12 protein-coding genes and 1 pseudogene are annotated in these 16,914 nt (G+C 46.1%); 8 read left to right on the top strand and 5 right to left on the bottom strand.

The genetic code is table 11. The annotated features are described in order from the left end of the window. Positions 1-140: 140 nt before the first annotated feature. Positions 141-1,249, bottom strand: a protein-coding gene (locus H7A77_RS24995; protein ID WP_370528362.1) for an IS3 family transposase whose coding sequence is annotated in 2 segments (ribosomal slippage) — positions 141-988 and positions 988-1,249 — 1,110 coding nt in all. Because the reading frame shifts where the segments join, the coding sequence is not laid out codon by codon here. Between the two features lie 584 nt (positions 1,250-1,833). On the opposite strand from H7A77_RS24995, the gene H7A77_RS24990 reads away from it, so the two are divergent. From H7A77_RS24990 to dpgD, 7 genes are all read left to right on the top strand, one after another. Then, positions 1,834-3,018 (top strand): sugar efflux transporter, encoded by a 1,185-nt coding sequence (locus H7A77_RS24990; RefSeq protein ID WP_182074798.1) that lies wholly within the window; start codon positions 1,834-1,836, stop codon positions 3,016-3,018. A 183-nt stretch (positions 3,019-3,201) separates the two neighbouring features. Next, entirely contained in the window at positions 3,202-4,449 is a 1,248-nt protein-coding gene (locus tag H7A77_RS24985) for an ATP-grasp domain-containing protein (protein WP_255443913.1), read from the top strand. 107 nt (positions 4,450-4,556) lie between these two features. Then, positions 4,557-5,801 carry a PLP-dependent aminotransferase family protein gene (locus H7A77_RS24980; protein ID WP_182068740.1) on the top strand — a complete coding sequence of 415 codons (1,245 nt, stop codon included), beginning with the start codon at positions 4,557-4,559 and terminating at the stop codon, positions 5,799-5,801. Positions 5,802-5,883: 82 nt separating this feature from the next. Continuing rightward, positions 5,884-7,005, top strand: coding sequence for a 3,5-dihydroxyphenylacetyl-CoA synthase DpgA (gene dpgA / locus H7A77_RS24975; RefSeq protein ID WP_255443912.1), 1,122 nt, complete (start codon positions 5,884-5,886; stop codon positions 7,003-7,005). Between the two features lie 22 nt (positions 7,006-7,027). Further along, positions 7,028-7,669, top strand: a complete 642-nt coding sequence (gene dpgB, locus H7A77_RS24970) for an enoyl-CoA-hydratase DpgB (RefSeq protein ID WP_182074797.1) — start codon at positions 7,028-7,030, stop codon at positions 7,667-7,669. Positions 7,670-7,716: 47 nt separating this feature from the next. Then, the gene (locus H7A77_RS24965) at positions 7,717-8,958 is read left to right on the top strand and encodes an enoyl-CoA hydratase/isomerase family protein (RefSeq protein WP_182074796.1); all 1,242 of its coding nucleotides are present in this window, start codon (positions 7,717-7,719) and stop codon (positions 8,956-8,958) included. 71 nt (positions 8,959-9,029) lie between these two features. Continuing rightward, entirely contained in the window at positions 9,030-9,842 is an 813-nt protein-coding gene (gene dpgD / locus H7A77_RS24960) for an enoyl-CoA-hydratase DpgD (RefSeq protein ID WP_182074795.1), read from the top strand. 246 nt (positions 9,843-10,088) lie between these two features. Here dpgD and H7A77_RS24955 read toward each other — a convergent pair. After that, a pseudogene (locus H7A77_RS24955) lies at positions 10,089-10,351 on the bottom strand (winged helix-turn-helix domain-containing protein); the annotation flags it as partial. A gap of 235 nt (positions 10,352-10,586) precedes the next feature. Between H7A77_RS24955 and H7A77_RS24950 the strand changes: the two are divergent. Continuing rightward, the gene (locus tag H7A77_RS24950; protein WP_255443911.1) at positions 10,587-14,192 is read left to right on the top strand and encodes an AAA domain-containing protein; all 3,606 of its coding nucleotides are present in this window, start codon (positions 10,587-10,589) and stop codon (positions 14,190-14,192) included. Positions 14,193-14,399: 207 nt separating this feature from the next. Here H7A77_RS24950 and H7A77_RS24945 read toward each other — a convergent pair whose 3' ends face one another. The 3 genes from H7A77_RS24945 to H7A77_RS24935 form a co-directional block, all read right to left on the bottom strand. After that, complete coding sequence (locus tag H7A77_RS24945) at positions 14,400-15,722, bottom strand: type II toxin-antitoxin system HipA family toxin (protein WP_182074794.1); 1,323 nt, start codon at positions 15,720-15,722, stop codon at positions 14,400-14,402. A gap of 4 nt (positions 15,723-15,726) precedes the next feature. After that, a complete protein-coding gene (locus tag H7A77_RS24940) occupies positions 15,727-16,023 on the bottom strand; it encodes a helix-turn-helix domain-containing protein (protein WP_182074793.1) in 297 nt (98 codons plus the stop codon). Between the two features lie 354 nt (positions 16,024-16,377). Next, complete coding sequence (locus H7A77_RS24935) at positions 16,378-16,758, bottom strand: putative T6SS immunity periplasmic lipoprotein (protein ID WP_182074792.1); 381 nt, start codon at positions 16,756-16,758, stop codon at positions 16,378-16,380. Between the last annotated feature and the right edge of the window lie 156 nt (positions 16,759-16,914).

The following is a 16,914-nucleotide window of genomic DNA, read 5'->3' as shown; positions in this document are numbered from 1 at the left end:
AATCAACTTAATGAAAAATATAATATTATTAAAAAAATCAAGATTATGCCCCCTTTTGTGCCCCCAGTATAAATTTCGTGAAACGCTGGAATTGACCCTGACCCCGAATATGCTCCAGTCATAATCAGGAATAACCGGCTTCATGTTGGTTGCATGTTCTGGCAACCGGCAGACTTTTCAGCAAATTCAGACGGGGTCATCCAGCCCAGCGCAGAATGAGGACGTCTCTGGTTATAGTGTATGCGCCAGGCCTCGATTTTGCACCGGGCATCCTCCAGGGACATGAACCAGTTTTCATTCAGGCACTCCTGCCGCAGCCTGCCGTTAAACGACTCCACTGTGGCATTGTCCGTGGGCGTTCCCGGTCGTGAAAAGTCTATGCGGATCCCTCTTTCGTATACCCATTTGTCCAGCATTTTCCCTGCAAATTCAGAGCCGTTATCGGTTTTCAGCAATTGTGGTAAGGGACGTCTGAGCGCAATGGCGTTCAGCATCTCTGCGACCTCCGTTGAGCGCAGATTCTGACCCACGCAAATCCCCAGACATTCGCGCGTGTAGAGATCAATGACCGTCAGCAGACGTAACCGACGCCCGTCAAATAAGGCGTCAGAGACAAAATCCATGCCCCAGACATGATTCGGATACAGCCCCTCAGGCTGCGGTTGTCGCCGCTGCGCCGATTTGTTCCGCCGCGGGCGTTTGAGACGCAGGGACAGACCCTGTTCGCGATAGAGCCGGTAAATGCGTTTGTGATTATCCCGCCAGCCCTCCCGCCTGAGCATGACGTGAACTCTGCGGTAGCCATAATGAACCCGGGCTTCGGTGATTTCCCTGATTCGCAGGCGGAGTGCACTGTCGTCTGCCGCCACAGAGCCGTAGCGGAAAGAGCTGCGGCTGACCTGTAGTGCAAAACAGACGTGTCTCTCGCCGGCCCCGTAACGTGCCTGCAGGTCCCGGACCCATTCGCGTAGGCGCGCCAGCGTCAGTTCTTTTTTGCCAGGACATCCTGCAGCATGGCTTTGTCGAGGCTGAGATCGGCAACCAGCTTCTTCAGCCTGAGATTCTCTTCCTCAAGCTGCCGCATGTGCTTCAGCTCAGAAGGGGAAATCCCGCCATATTTTTTTCGCCAGATGTAAAACGTGGCATCGGAGATGCCCAGCTTACGGCAGACTTCGGGCACGCTCGTACCCAGTTCGGCCTGTTTCAGGGCAAAGACAATCTGCTCTTCGGTGAATCGTGACTTTTTCATCGGCACAACCTCCGCTCAGGGAAGTATTCATCATGCCGGAATTCTGTTTCTGAATGGAGCAGGATTTTGGGTCAGGGTCAGGGTCAGGGTCAGGAAGATTAGACTATTGCTCTGACAACAGCATAAAATTCAACCATACAAAGAACTCGGTTAGGTTCCGTGTCACGAACCCAAACCAAAAAATCTTGTTACGCATAAATTTACCGTCGCCATTTTCTGATCGCAGCATTCATTTCTTGGACTTACAGCCAAAAAAAGATTTATCGCAAAACTGTTCACCCTATACACATTTTTGTTTTATCCTTTTATTTCAATGTATTGATGGATATATAGCCATCTTTTCGGTGTGCACCGCTGTTCACCTGCCGGGTGCACAGTCTTAAGGATACTGCTAATACTGTCGTGTGCTTGTTACAGCAGAACAGACCATTGTATCCGCACAAAACAGACCAAAAGCCAATCAAAGTGATTAATTTTTAACCAAGCAAGTAAAATTCCCTAATGTTATTATTGATGCAAAAATGTCGCATATGTTATTGGTAATGTTAAGTGCCATTTACCATTTCAGACACAAGGAAAATCAAATGGAGTTGGGAGAGGAAAAAGAGTTTGTTAATCAGTACGTTAGATTTTCATTCATGTCAGTGGCTTTGGTTTTAGGCATGGCTGGTGCATTACAAATGCCTGTAGTGAGCCTTTTCCTTACTCGCGAAACAGGTGCAACTCCATTTATGGTGGGTTTGTTTTATACAATTAACGCTCTGGCTGGGGTAGGAGTTAGTCAAGTTCTTGCCCGTAAGTCAGATGCTGGTGGCAACCGCCGTCGTTTGATCCTGATTTGTTGCTCTGTCGCCGTTGTGAATGCATTGCTTTTTGCATTTAACCGGGAGTATTTCATTCTGGTTTCTCTAGGCGTGATGATGTCAGCATTGGCCACAACGGCTATGCCACAACTGTTCGCACTAGCACGTCAGTATTCCGAAGGAGCGGACTTTGACGTCATCAAGTTCACAACGAGAATGCGTGCTCAGATTTCAATCTCCTGGGTTGTCGCTCCTCCTCTGGCCTTTTTTATCATCAATCATTCCGGCTTTACTAGTTTATATCTATTAGTCGCATCTCTGTTTTCACTAGGAATTGTCATTGTTTTCTTATCATTGCCCATAGATAAAACTCAACATGCGGTACATTCGAAAGATAATTCCTTACCCGTACCGGTCACTGCCCGATCAAATGAAGCATGGCTATTGTTTACTGCCTTAGCCATGTTGTGGGCCGGAGATACAATGTATCTAATTGACATGCCTATTTATATTAGCGAAATACCCGGAATGGGCAGCGGATTTGCCGGATGGCTATTGGGAGGTGCCGCAGGACTGGAAATTTTAATCATGCTGTTCTGCTCCCCAGTGATCAAACGATTTGGTAAACGATCGATGATGATATTAGCTGCAATTTGCGCTGCACTATTTTATTTAGGAATGGCAGTTGCCGACTCACGGATAGTACTAATAGCAATCCAGCTATTGAATGCTATATTTATTGGTGTTGTTGGTGCACTAGGTATGCTTTATCTACAAGAATTAATGCCCAACAGTCCCGGGACAGCCAGTACTCTATATACGAATAGTATTGCAACTGGTGCCATTTTTGCAGGCTTGTTACAAGGATTGATTAGTCAGCACTGGGGACATCAAGAAGTTTACTATGCGGCGCTAATGTTGTCGTGCTTTTCATTGTTATTACTATTGAGAGTTAAAGAAGCTTAGCCTGAGTGATTAAAAAATAAAACAGCAGAAATCAGATTGAAGATAATATCATTGATGGCTATTAATGCAGTCAATGGAATTTATAAACTATAACCGTACTATTGTACAATAGTTATACTTTCTATATCTCTATGTTAGAGAGATATTAACTCGGCCATTGTGATAATTCGGGATAAGAGAGGAATGATGAAAGGCCCTATTGTTATTGTCGATGTCTTATCGACTGGAAATGAACTAGCTGCTGCCTTTATGGCTCGTGGTTGTGATGTGATACACATTTGGCAAGACTTTACTCGTAAAACCCGAACTCAGGGGTTTATCGAAACAATAAATTATGCTGGTGTACTAGAAGACCTTGTTAAGCGGCTAAAACCTTACAATATTCGTCATATTATAGCTGGGGCAGATAGTGGTATCGCCTTAGCTGACATGCTGGCATCAGCCATGGGCATGGAATCGGCAAATGATTCTGAAACTACCGATTGGCGACGTAACAAATATATTTCTCATCAAAAACTAGCTGAAAACAACATTCGTTCAATCAAACAAAGTAAATCCTCTTCGGTTTTAGAATTAATAGAGTGGGCTGAACAGCAAGGTTATCCAGTGATCGTCAAGCCGTTAAATAGCGGAGCCAGCGATGGTGTTACTTTGTGTGAAAACAAGGAAGAAGTACAGCATGCCGCCGAAAAACTGCTAGGCAAAGAAAATCTGCTTGGGTATGTAAATGATGAGGTATTGATTCAGGAACTTATTGAAGGAACACAGTACTTCGTCAACACATTAAGTTGGAACGGACAACATTATGTCACCGATATCTGGGAACAGGTTCGTAGCCGCGTAAGCGGTGGCGCTTATAATTTTGAAGGGATGCACCTGATCGATGCGCAGGAAAAGCACGCTAAATCGCTAGCTGATTATACCCTTGAGGTCCTGTCTGCGTTGGGTATCGCCTATGGTGCTGCGCACAATGAAGTTATTTTAACCGAAGATGGCCCTGTACTTATCGAGGCTAATGCACGCCTTATGGGGGCCTCAATTAACGACACTACATTCAATGCCTGCCTTGGTTATACCCAAGTAAGCTTGTGCGCAGATATGTATTTAATGCCTCAAAAATTTATAAAGCAATACGTAGGAAAGTTATACCAAATGAAGTCATACGTATCTGAAATATCATTTTTATTCAAACGCGATGGTATTCTAGTGGCCATGCCAAGAAGAAATGAAATTGAGCAGCTTAATTCTTTTTCAAATTTCTTTTCACTGCCAGAGTTTAAACAGTGGGTTAAAAAGACAGCGGATACAAAGGGGCTACCTGGCTTTGCTTATTTATTACACAAAGACAAGCATCAGGTAGAAAGGGATTTTAACCAGATTTTGAATTGGCAACAGCAAGATATGATTTATCAAATAGTTGATAGTCAATAGAAAAATCAGATTACCTATGACATTAATACTTTTATAACTATTTGGAAATTTCCCAGTGGGATTATTCCCTTTGTTACTAGTATTTATATGAATGGATATATTCTCCTATGAAAATCCAAGAGAGTGTTTTATCTGTAGTTAGTGCATTGATTCGACAATACCCTGATGCCTACTCATTTTCATTGGGGAGGCCCAACCCTGAAATTTACGCAAAACTTGATCTTGAGCACTATTTATCCGTTTACAAAAACTTCTTACGTAAAGAACTGAAATATGATGATGAGCAAATTTTAGAACATGTTTATACTTACGGGCCAAGCCAAGGCGTGATTAATACACACGTTGCCAAATGGCTGAAAAATGATGAGGATATCTGTGCCAGTGAGAAAGACATTATTATCACCAATGGCTGTCAAGAAGCATACAATTTAGTATTATTGCATGAGTTACGTCAGCCAGAAGAACATGTCCTTATCATTGAACCTAGCTACTTTGGTTTTACCGACTGCGTAGCTGTCTTGGGTAAGCCTTGTGTAAAGGTTTCCGTTGACGATGTCAGTGATTCTGAAGGCAGATTTAATTTTGAATTGCTACATATATTCATAAAGGAATCTCAACAACAGGGTAAGAAGATAAAGGTCATTTATATAAATCCAGACTTTAATAATCCAATGACTTATCAGCTATCAAACGATGAGAGGTCAGCACTGCTTTCCGTTTGCCGTCATTGGGGTATCAAAATAATTGAGGATAGTACATACTCCAGTTTTTACTATAATGAAAACAAACCAAAATCAATTAAGACGTTAGATGACGAGGGGGTGGTTTACTATATAGGTTCATTTTCAAAAACATTATGCCCGTCACTGCGTTTGGGTTACCTGGTTATAAGCGCTCATAGTCATGCAACTTTTGATAATCTGCTGCATATTAAGGATCATACCAGTCTGAGCAGCAGTGCATTGAGTCAACATGTAGTGGCAGGTTTCTTAATAGAACATCAATACTCTCTGGAAAATTGGGTTCGCCCAATCCGTGATGAATATCGTGTACGCCGCGATGCGATGTTGCATGTTTTGGAAAAAGAGTTGAACACAACGCCGGTATCCTGGATAACCCCGGCAGGCGGCTTCTTCGTTTATATTCGCTTGCCACAACATATCGATACCACGACACTAGTTGCATGTGCTGAAACTTATCAAGTAACGTTTTTACCCGTGAGCTATTACGTACGTGGAAGCAAACGAGAAATATACGGTATGCGTCTTGCCTTCAGCTATTATCCGCCGTCTGCGATCGCAGAGGGAACTAAAAAAATTTGCCAGTTTTTAAAAGAGAGATTGTTAAATTAAAAAACAATTTCCATACTTGAAATTTTAATTTTTCTATTAATAGAAATGCACTTTATTCGTAACGGGAATCATAGGGTATTTTATGGAGGGTTCAAAGTATGAAGGTGGTGATTTTTCAATGAAAAACATAGCTAATAATAGCGTAGGTACCTATATTCTATCCTGTGCACATGATGTACCGGAGTTTTTTTACTCCCAGAGTGAGGTCTGCGATAACCTTAATATCATGGATAGACGCATTCGTTCTATCTTTCTTAACAATGGTATCAATAAAAGACATCTCTCTATAGGCGAATTCCCGGAAAGCTCAGCAAAATCGGAAACCCATGCTGAACTATTGGCTCGTCATGAGGAGTACTCACTAAAACTTGGGGCTAATGCAATTCGCAAGTGTTTAGAAAAAATTGACAGCCGCATTGAAGATATTGAATGTATTTGTTGTGTTACCTCAACCGGATTTCTAGTTCCAGCATTAAGTGCACGTTTTTGCGAATCACTAGGATTGTCAGATTTTTGCAACCGTATAGATATCGTCGGCATGGGATGTTCTGCGGGCCTAAATGGCTTAGACGCAGCCAAAAACTGGTCAATTGCTAATCCTGGAAAATTGGCTGTGGTAGTTTGTACAGAAATCTGTTCTGCAGCCTATATTGAGGACGGTACAACATCCACCGCAGTGGTTAATAGTTTATTCGGTGATGGGGCTAGCGCAGTAGCAGTTATCAGTGAAGCTTCTGAAACCTCTCTAACCTCTGGAGCAATAAAATTATTGGCAAAATGCAGCCTGACTGAGCCGTCGGCTATAGGCATGATGAAATTTGACTGGAATGATGAACAGCATCGGAATCGTTTCTATCTGTCAAAAGACGTGCCTTATGTCGTTGGCTCTAAAGTTGAAAAAGTAGTGAACAAATTGCTGGCAGAGAAGCGACTCACCGTCAGCGATATTGATCACTGGATAGTTCATTCCGGCGGAAAAAAGGTCCTCGATTCGATTTGCATTAATTTGGGCTTAACTAAAAACGATCTACGCCACACTCGTAGCGTATTAAATGATTTTGGAAACTTGTCCAGTGGTTCTTTCCTATTTTCTCTGGAAAGACTTCAAAATGAAAAAACAACATCTGCCGGTGATATCGGTGTATTTATGACTATGGGGCCTGGGGCGGCTATTGAAACAGCTCTGGTACAGTGGGAAAGTTAATCTAACATTATTGAGGTGATTTGTGGAAAATTTAACTGTTAATATTTCTGGAGCTGCGGCTATTTCCAGCGTTCTCATTGAAGAAGTCAACCAGCTATGCGCTCAGGTTGAGAGCAGTTCTACCATTAACATGGTGTTATTCAACTTTGAAGCCGGTTCGATGAGCGAACTTAGTTCTGGGGTGGAAAATGTGGATGTATTACACAAATGGGAAAAAGTGTTACGCCGCGTTGAAAATCTGAATGCCCTAATTATCGCCATCTGTAACGGCCAGTGTGGGCTCGCGGCGCTATCCCTTATTGCTATCGCCGATCTTCGTTTAGGGACACCAACCAGCACTTTCGCTTTGAACGGGAAAGACATCACCTTGCCCGGTATGCTTATCCACCGGCTAACTAACCAAATGACGGCTAATTGGGTACGTTCACTACTTGTGCTAGGGAACACGTTTGGTGCCGATGAGGCCTTGGCATGTGGACTTCTGGACCGAAAGAGTACACAGCCGAAAGCGCTTGCCGAAGATTTAGTCGTTGGCATGAATCCGCATGCTTTTAATGATATACGGGTACGCCGCAAACTGATGCTGGAAGCCAGCCATACCTCACATGAAGACACTATTGGGCTGTCTCTTTCGGCCAGCGATCGTACATTGCGCCAAGGATAACTGATCTGGCGCGTGGCATTTAATGTCGATTCGATTAAGGACAGACTATGAATGAATTACCCAATACGTTACAGCCGTGTGTGGTGGCGTTAAGAAATAGACTACAGAGCGTTAGCAATGCGGACCTTAGAGACGATGTAATTATTGCCCAATGTGCGGGTAACGGGGAAGTCTCGCATTTTTTCGAACAACACACTCTTGAGCTGTACCAATTTTGGACAGAAAAGTATTGCCGTCCTATACGGGTCGAGGCGCTCTATCAATTGACCGCAGCATTACTGGTGGGAACGCTAACGACAGGAACGCCGGAACAGGTTGCTGTGGATTACTGTTTTTCACTTTTCTTATCGCAGGTGTTGCAAGACAGTCAGGCGGGTATGCATTTATTAAATACCATGTTGCAACCAAAAGCCTCTTCTTTCACCCTGGTCGATGATTTTAATCGGACGGGTTATCTCCGGTTGACTGCATTGGAGATACGAAAGAAAGGTGAAGCTGCGATTGTGAGTTTCATCGATGGCGATACGCTGCATGCAGAAGACGGTGACTTTGTCCGCGATCTAGAATCGGCGGCGGACATCGTGTACCTCTCCAAACAAATTAAAACTGGCGTGCTACGTGGAGGGATTGTCAATCATCCTAAATATGCTGGTCGTAGAGTTTTTTGCTCCGGCATTAATTTGAAAAAACTTCATGCCTCTGGCATTTCTTATCCGGATTTTTTGATTGGAAGGGAAATGGGCTGTATTAACAAATTGGTTCATGGGGTGGCCTATTCACCTAATGAGTCAAATGCCAGAATTACTAAGCCCTGGATTGCGGTCGTGGACACCTTTGCTATCGGCGGCGGTATGCAAATGGTGCTGGCCTGCGATTATGTGATTGGTGAGCAAGGATGTTATGTCTCACTGCCAGCGGCTAAAGAGGGCATTATCCCTGGCGTATCTAACCTTCGGCTTACAACCGCCACAAGTGAACGTTTCGCCAAACAGGTGATCTTGCATGGACGTAAAGTTATGGCCGACGATGCTGATGCTGGATTCATTTTTGATCTAGTGGTTGCTTCTGAGGAACTTGATCAGGTGCTGGAACAAGCAATCGCACTGATGGCTGCTCCGGCGGTACCGGCGAATAAACGCATGTTGGTGTTAGCTAAAGAACCGCTGAGTGAATTTCGCACCTATATGCAAGCATTCTGCAGAGAACAGGTCGTTAGAATGTATGCCTTAGATGTGAAAGAAAAAACCGGAAAATTTTCCCATAAGACACCCAGAGCCATAATTAGTTAAGGTTCTGAGCACCAATCGGACGGTCATAACTGCCCGGTTGGTGCTGTTAATAACAGCACCAAGAGGTAAAGATGATAGGAAAAAGCAGTGTTGAGCCAGTGGTTTTATATGAAAAAAGAGGGCATGTCGCTTACATCACGCTCAACCGCCCTGAAGTTCTAAACGCGATGAATCTTGAAATGCACCAACAGTTGCGGCAAGTATGGGATGATTTTAACCATAACGATGACATATGGCTTGCTGTGCTGTCAGGGGCTGGCGGCAAGTCCTTCTCTGTTGGCCAAGACCTTAAAGAATTGAAGGCACGTTATGACTCTGGCGAGCCATTTTCTAGTTTGGGTAGCAAAGGGCGAGCGGGATGGCCGCGATTGACTGAGCGAGTGGACATTTATAAACCTATAATTGCCATGGTAGATGGTTATGCTTTTGGCGGGGGATTTGAACTGGCACTTGCATGTGATTTAATTGTTGCTAGTGAAGAATCGATTTTTGCATTGCCTGAAGCTAAACTCGGTTTAATCCAGGGGGCCGGAGGGATTTTTCGCCTTACCAGACAAATGCCTTATAAGTTAGCTATGGAGATGCTTCTCACCGGAAGAAAAATTAATGCTCTACAAGCAGCTGACTTCGGTATTGTCAATCGCGTTACTTGCAAGGAAAAATTATCTGAAGTCGTGAATGATTTAGTTGACGATATATTGCGTTGTTCACCCGCCTCTACACGAGCAATCAAAAATATTGCCTGTGACAGCGCAGATAAAAACATACAAGATGCTTTTCTAGCGCAGTACCCTGCAGAAAAATTGCGACTAGAGAGCAAGGACCTCGTTGAAGGTGTGAATGCTTTCTTGGAAAAAAGGGAGCCGGTATGGTCAGGACGATGATGTTTATAAGACCATCAGCAAAGGCACTCATAATTTCATGGTCATATCCTTTCATACGAAAGTTAGACGTTCTCAATGATTGATTGAGAGTTATGGGTTGATCGTTCAACCGCCGCTAGAATGCCCTAGTGTTGCTGCATGTATTCGGATCACTACCACTATCGGTGGCCGGCGATTGAGCGTCCATTGGATTCTACAGGTCAATAACGTCGTATTAGTCGGTCCGGCCCATCGACTCGCTCATCGTCAAACAGGAGCACACTTCGGTAGCCAGTCCACCTCACATTCCTCACTCAATATCAGGTTGGTCTGTATTCCCTGCTTTGTGCGGCGTTTCAGCAGCGTATGCTCATACTCTTTCAGCGTCTGCGGCACCGCCTGGCCAAACGCCGTCAGGTTCATCACGTGCTGATAGCCCGTGCCGCCATAAACGACAGGTAGGCGTGGTACAGGTAGCGACGTGGGTTCGGCGGGGTGATGTTGGCATTACCGATCATCATCCCTTCAGGTGGACTGACCCCACGCTCGTAACAACGTAGTAGCCCTCCTGTGCAGTCGATCAAACAGGAAAAGTGTCTGACTCTACTGACGCCGAACGCCACCCCAAACAATGCCTAGCTAGGCAAAATACTAAAAACCCAAACTTCACAAGCCTCAATACAGCACGTATTATATAAAATATTTTTATTGATATGATGACGCGCAGGGACTAAAAAGGAAGTTTTTGTGCAAGGAATGCTCTCAATGATAAGTAAAGATTCACGAATCGTTCTGGAAGCATGGCAAGAGTATATAAAGCTAAACGGTGTCGAAAAAAGCAAAATATCAGCTAGTGAACTGCACGAGTCACAACAGTTAATGCTATCTGCGCAAGATTGCGATGAGAATGAGCGCGGCGTTTTTATCACCCTGCCACCGGCAACCCTTGCCTACCTGCGCAAGCGCTTCGTCAAGAAAGATGGGAAAGGGAATATAGAGCATATTGAACCTTTGCAAATTATGTTCCCCATCCTGCGCATTAAAGAAAAGACAAGAAATCAAAAACACGCTCGCTTTTTGCCGCTGTTTATGGCCCAACTCCCCGAGTCGCTTTTTCGTGATGAAACTACCGATAAAATCCTGCTCCCGGTAAAGGACGGTTTGCGTGTTCAAGCCATGCCTTACGCTTTCCGGGAAATTTTGAACACCGACATTGCCGAGCTGGGTGAAAACCGGCACATGATGAGCCTGGTCGGCGCCCTGACCAGCACCAAGTTCGAGAGCTTCTTTTCAGCCTTCAGCACGCTGGAAGAGTGGTTGAAAAGTAAACTTTCCAACCACCATTATGCCGTTCCGGAATCCGGCTTCAATCTGCTCATCGCCCCGCTTCACAACGACGACGGACAAACGAAAAGTGACGGCAAAGACTACGAAGCGCTGTGCGACAGTGATAACAAGTATGACTATCCGCCGCTGGAACGGTATTTGACCTACAGCCATGACGAACAACACCCTGTTCATTATCGGGATGTCGCGACCTGCGGCCTCTTTGAAGAGACCTGGCCGTTGGGCCATGGGCAAATGCAGGCTATCCAGGCCATTAATCAGGATGAGCTTCTGGTTGCCGTGCAAGGCGCCCCCGGCACGGGTAAAACGACGTTATTTAAATCGCTGATTGCGCAAAAGATTGTCGAAAGAGCGCTTCGGTTGATAAACGATGATGATGTCAATCTGGGTATGCTGGTCACGTCAACGGCCATTAAAGCGGTTGAAAATATCATCGACGACTTACGCCAAGACCCGCTTACGCAGGATCTGAATTGGTTGTGGTTCCAGGCTGGCTCTAAAGAGCAAATCAATAAAGAATTACTGCGATTGGACGCCTTACTGCATTCATGGCAAAGCGAAGTGTATGAAGAACAACGGCAAACGGCCCATGCCAACGTGTTGAAAACAGGTCAGGCGGAAATCCTCCACTGTTTTACCCAATATCACGATAGCGTCGAGCAAGCCAAACAGGCCTTGCTCTCGTTTCCCGATCTGACGGCGTTCCGGGCCTATTTCGAGCAACGCCTGCAACAGCTCTCTACTGTGGCTAACGAGCATGGATTGAGTTCCACAGCATCAGGCCCCCAGTATTTAACGGAACTGCTGGTTCAGGTTGAAGCTCATCAGGAAAGCATTGCTCGCGAATACACCAAACGCATCGATGCCGAAAAACACGCGAAAGCGTTAGAAGCGACGTGGCCATTGCCCCATAGCTGGAATGAAATAGTTCAGTGGATGCAGACAAGCCCACTGCGTTCGCCGCTGGAACAGGGCTACAGTAGCTATCCTCAAACGGGCCTCGCCGCCTTGTTCGCCCGGTTTTTCTCTGCACGCCACACGGCAATCCGTCAAAAACTGGAAAGCTTTTATCCGGAAGAATTCCACTATTTTAAATTGGCGGACCAGCCCCATACCGTTCTTGCGCAACTGGTTACGGCGACAAACTCGCTGGAAAACAACGCGGAATTATGTGCCCATTTAAACACTCTGCAAGAACCTGCTCCGGACCCGCGGCACAGCGCTGCGCTGGATGCATTGAGGGAAGACGTACAGGCGGTCATCGCTCTCCAGATACAGCTTGAAACCGCCCGGCAAAAGGCCAATGCACTGCAAACGCATTTTCCGGAAGGCTCATGGTGCGACATCCTTCGTCAGCGCTTTATCAAAACCCATCGTAGTATGTTCGCCGCCTCCATTGGCTATCTCTGGCAAGAGCAGTTAAAGCGGAAAAATGAGCTGGAAGAAGTGTTAAGCCACTGGCGAAGCCTGCTTGGCAATGGCAAGGCCCCAAAATTTTTTTGGTGGAAAGATCGCTTCGACCAGTTCTACCGATTGTTGTCGCTCGTTTACCCGGTAATGGCTACCACATTGGTTTCCGCACGCAAGGCCGCAGGCTATCAATGGCTTAACGATCTTAACGGTCATAAGCCATGGCATTTAGCGCTTTGCGATGAGGCTGGGATGATGTCCGCAGAATCATTAGTTCCCCTCTTAAGCCGCTGTGAGCGCGCAATGGTGGTCGGTGACCCACTGCAAATCGAGCCGATACGCAATTTATCTGAAGCAGGGCAAAACCAGATACGTGAGAAATATTTCGCTCAGGACAACACACTTTTCGAACGGGTCTCACCAATGACAGTCACCGCTTATCACCGTGCGGCCGGCACGCAATCGGGACAAGTCAGCGATATTGGCAACGGCATTATCCTGGATGAACATCGCCGCTGCCAAACGCCGATCGCCAATCTGTTCTGTAAGTTAGCAGGTTATCGCGGCATCAGTATTGAAACGGCACCGGCCAAAACTCGCATTAGCGAGGCCTTTAAAGAAATGGGCGAGCATCATTTGATGTTCTATAGCGTCGAAGGGCAAAAAGGCAGTGCGGTCAATACCAACATGGATGAAGTCGATGCCATCGAACAGTTGCTCGATAAACTGGAAGATGCCGGCTATGACCTGACACAAGATATCGGTATCGTTACCCCGTACTCCAATCAGAAAATGATGTTAATACATAGAATTGGGAAAAGACTGGATCACTATACCTCCCCCCGAATCGGCACCGTGCATCAATTTCAGGGGGTAGGTTTTGAAGTAATCATTTATAGCCCGGTAATTTATCACGCCCGCGATGGTGAAATTTTCCAGAATAAAGCGCCAAATATGTTGAACGTGGCGGTCTCACGTGCAAAACAACAATTCATTATCGTTGGCAATTATCAGCGATTGGTCAGAGCCGGGGGCTATTTAAAAACACTGGCCAATGCGGTAGCGGAAGATTTCTTACTGGAATTCGGCTCACAGCACCCGCAGTTCGATACCTTGCAAAATAGTCCGCATCGCTTAGCCTATTATCACGATTGCGAGCACATAGCGGCCTTTACCGCCCAAGCTGCCATGTGCGAAAAAGAGTTAATCGTGATTTCACCGTGGATTCGCTATGGGGAAAAAGGCGGATTTGGCCAACCACCGCAGCTAAAACTATTGTCTGAAGCTCAGCGCCGCGGCGTTAATGTGAAAGTTTACTACGGCTACTACCGACAGAACTACCAGAATGAGGATAGCGAACCGGCGTTAGTCGCACAGTATTGCGAATTGTTAGGCCACGATAACGTCATTCGTCTACCGGAAGGGACACACGAGAAACTGATTATCATCGACGGGGAACGAGTGATTCTGGGCAGTTGGAATTGGCTCTCTCATGGCTATCGGCGCCATTGCGAAAGAGAAGAATGGCAGCGGTTAGCCATACGTAGGGAAACCAGTGTAGAGTTACATGATATTGATTTTATTAATGAATATAAAAATTCACATTTAATTTAAAGTAAATCTGTAAGTTAACCTAAAGCCGAGCATTCGCCAAAGGTGCTCGGCTTTAGGGTGATGATTTACGTAATAACAATCAAAACCTTTCACCCAGGAAATACTTTAACCGAAAGCCAGGCACATTATTGATGCTTCCCACAATAATCAGAAACTAATAGATCAGCTTCAGTAGCATGCTCTGCATGCCCCTACCCGCACCGCGCACTATCCCCCTACCAACCGCGCGCACTGCTGCCTGATACCATCAAAAATGCATTCCGCTAATTCGGCTGGGAACGAATTAGGTAGCAGTCCAATGACACGATCAATCACTCCCGGGGTTGTCGCCAGCAGCTCTTCAATAATGGATTCAACTTCCTGTTGGCCTAATCCGGTTATTTCACCGTGTTTTATCCAGTGGCGGCGTCGGATCTGGCTAAGCAGGTAATGGTTACTGCTCCCGCGAACGGCCATCGCCAGTTTGCACTTCTGCCAAGCTATCTGGTTATTGCCCGGGCCAATCAGCGGCCAGGCCGATAGCACATCGTACAGTGGCGTCAGGTGGTAACGATTTTGCGGTAAATGCGCAAGACTGAAATTCTTTGCGTGCCCATCTGTCCCGGCCAGCAACCAAAAAATAATCTGCGCTTTAAAGAAGTGCCTGCGATCTGTTTCAGCCTGTTCCGAGCGACTCAGAATTTCCATAATATCGGTAATGCCGAGGCCACCGTCTGATTGATACTTCCTCAGCGGCGAAACGCCCAGAGCCTGGCACATATCCTCTTGCGGCAAGCGGATCCACCACCGTTTGTCGCTTGATAGTTTTCTGTCAAAACGCTCAACGATCAGTGCCTTTTGATCTTCAAACTGCGCAATATGGGTACTCGCTACTGGCACACCATAGTGTTCAACAATCAGGGAGCAGAGCCATTCATTCTCGATGGACGTGCTCATATCGGCCCGCATGTTTCCGACCAGGCCTAGCGCTAATTTGAAAATATGCGTGGTCGGCGTATTTCCCTCAGGTAAACACCACTGGTTGTCATGCCACAGCAGCGCCGTTTTTTCCTGGGCGCCGGCGATGGATAGACGCAGATCGTCATCCTGCCCCTGTCGCCCCGGTAACGTCGTGGTAGTATTGCGGAGCATTTCGGCGATTTGCGCCTCTGCCAGCGGGCGTTGCCTGATGGAAAATATATCCGCAGGTTGCTCACCGATATCGAGAAGCTGTATGGCACCAACACAGTCGCGGCCCAGTTCGGCCAATAAGTCGAAAGGGTCCAGACTTTCGGCATGATAGCGCATAGCCAAACGTCGGCGGATCCCCTCGCTATCTGGCAGCAGGTTATCGAAATAATCGCGCACCACGCTACCGCGATAAGGCTGATTCCCCGGCGTGAAAGGCAAAGAAAGCGACAAAGGCCTCCCCTGACTATCTGCAATCCACTCTGGCAGATACTCCAGCCGATCTTCACCTCTACGCTTTTCCCAGTATCCCACCGGAATACCGTTCATCCAGATAGCTAACCGTTGTTGCGAACGACGCATCTCGTCACCACTGTTCCCGTCTTGCAGGCGAGTCTACATGAGTTGTAGAGGTTTCTTCCGTTTCACATCCCAGAGAGGCAAGCTCTGAGGAAAGCGCCATTTCAACCCCCAGCACATTAAACACCCTAAAAAGGCGCTCCAGACTGGCTGATGCAGGGTTTGACTCCAGGCGTGCATAGGTCTGCTGAGTGACACCCAGCCTCTCCGAAACGTCTTTTTGCGTCAAACCTTTTGCTTTACGAAACCCCACCAGCAAAGGGCGTAACTGGCTCAGTGTTTTTAACGGATAGACGGTATTCATAAATAGCGGCTCGCTGGCTTATCGCTGTGTACAGATTATAGGCTGCTTTGCCCACGTTACACCTTACAGGCTGTAAATGCAAAATACAGCTTATAGGGCGTTTTATTATCAATACAGCTTATAGGCTGTTAATTTGAAGGGCAAGTTAGCTGCGGAACGGAGTGCGGATGTTTACACCATATGCGATAGCCCTGGCAAAATTTACTACGGGGCATTGGCGATCTTCTCTGTTGCTCATCAGAGCGGGTCAATGCGGCAGTTATTGAGAAAGTAAGCCACTTTATGAAATCGTCAGTCCGTTCTCCAGTGCAACCAAAATTCCTGAGCGGCTAACTCGCATGATCACATTAAAACCTAATACGGCTCCAACAGAACCTCTTCACCTCGCTTCCACACAATAAACCCGGCCTCATAAGGATGCAAAGGCGTACTGACAATAACACTGTATCCTTCACCAGGGATAAAATCATACTCACCGATGCCGGGCACACACTTCCCCGGTTCCAACGCGACAGGCGTATTTGCATATGACTTTTCATAGACATAATTATCATTGCCATACTTCCATATGGCTACCTTGAGAATGGGCTCCTCTCTTTTCATATCATTCTTATCGACAAAAACGCAGATCTTACTGCCGACAGCCGTTGCTTTTGCCGGGCGTAAATTGACTTTATCCCCCATAGGGCAACCAGAGATAAAAAGAGGAATAAAGAGTAAGAGGAGTTTTTTCATAGTGGCAGCCCTGCGCTTCTGATTATGGGTTGAAATTTTGACAATGTACTTCTGTCTACTATCCCTGAGTAATTCCTACCGTATAAACCGATAAAATCGCTAACGCCAAACTTCTTGAGATAGAAATAGTCTGCAATTATAGATGCTTGCTGCTCC

The organism is Serratia sp. ME47 (assembly GCF_903970925.1).
Taxonomy (GTDB): Bacteria; Pseudomonadota; Gammaproteobacteria; order Enterobacterales; family Enterobacteriaceae; genus Serratia; species Serratia ureilytica.
Note: the sequence above shows the minus strand (reverse complement) of the source record. Positions and strands in the feature narration are given on the sequence as shown.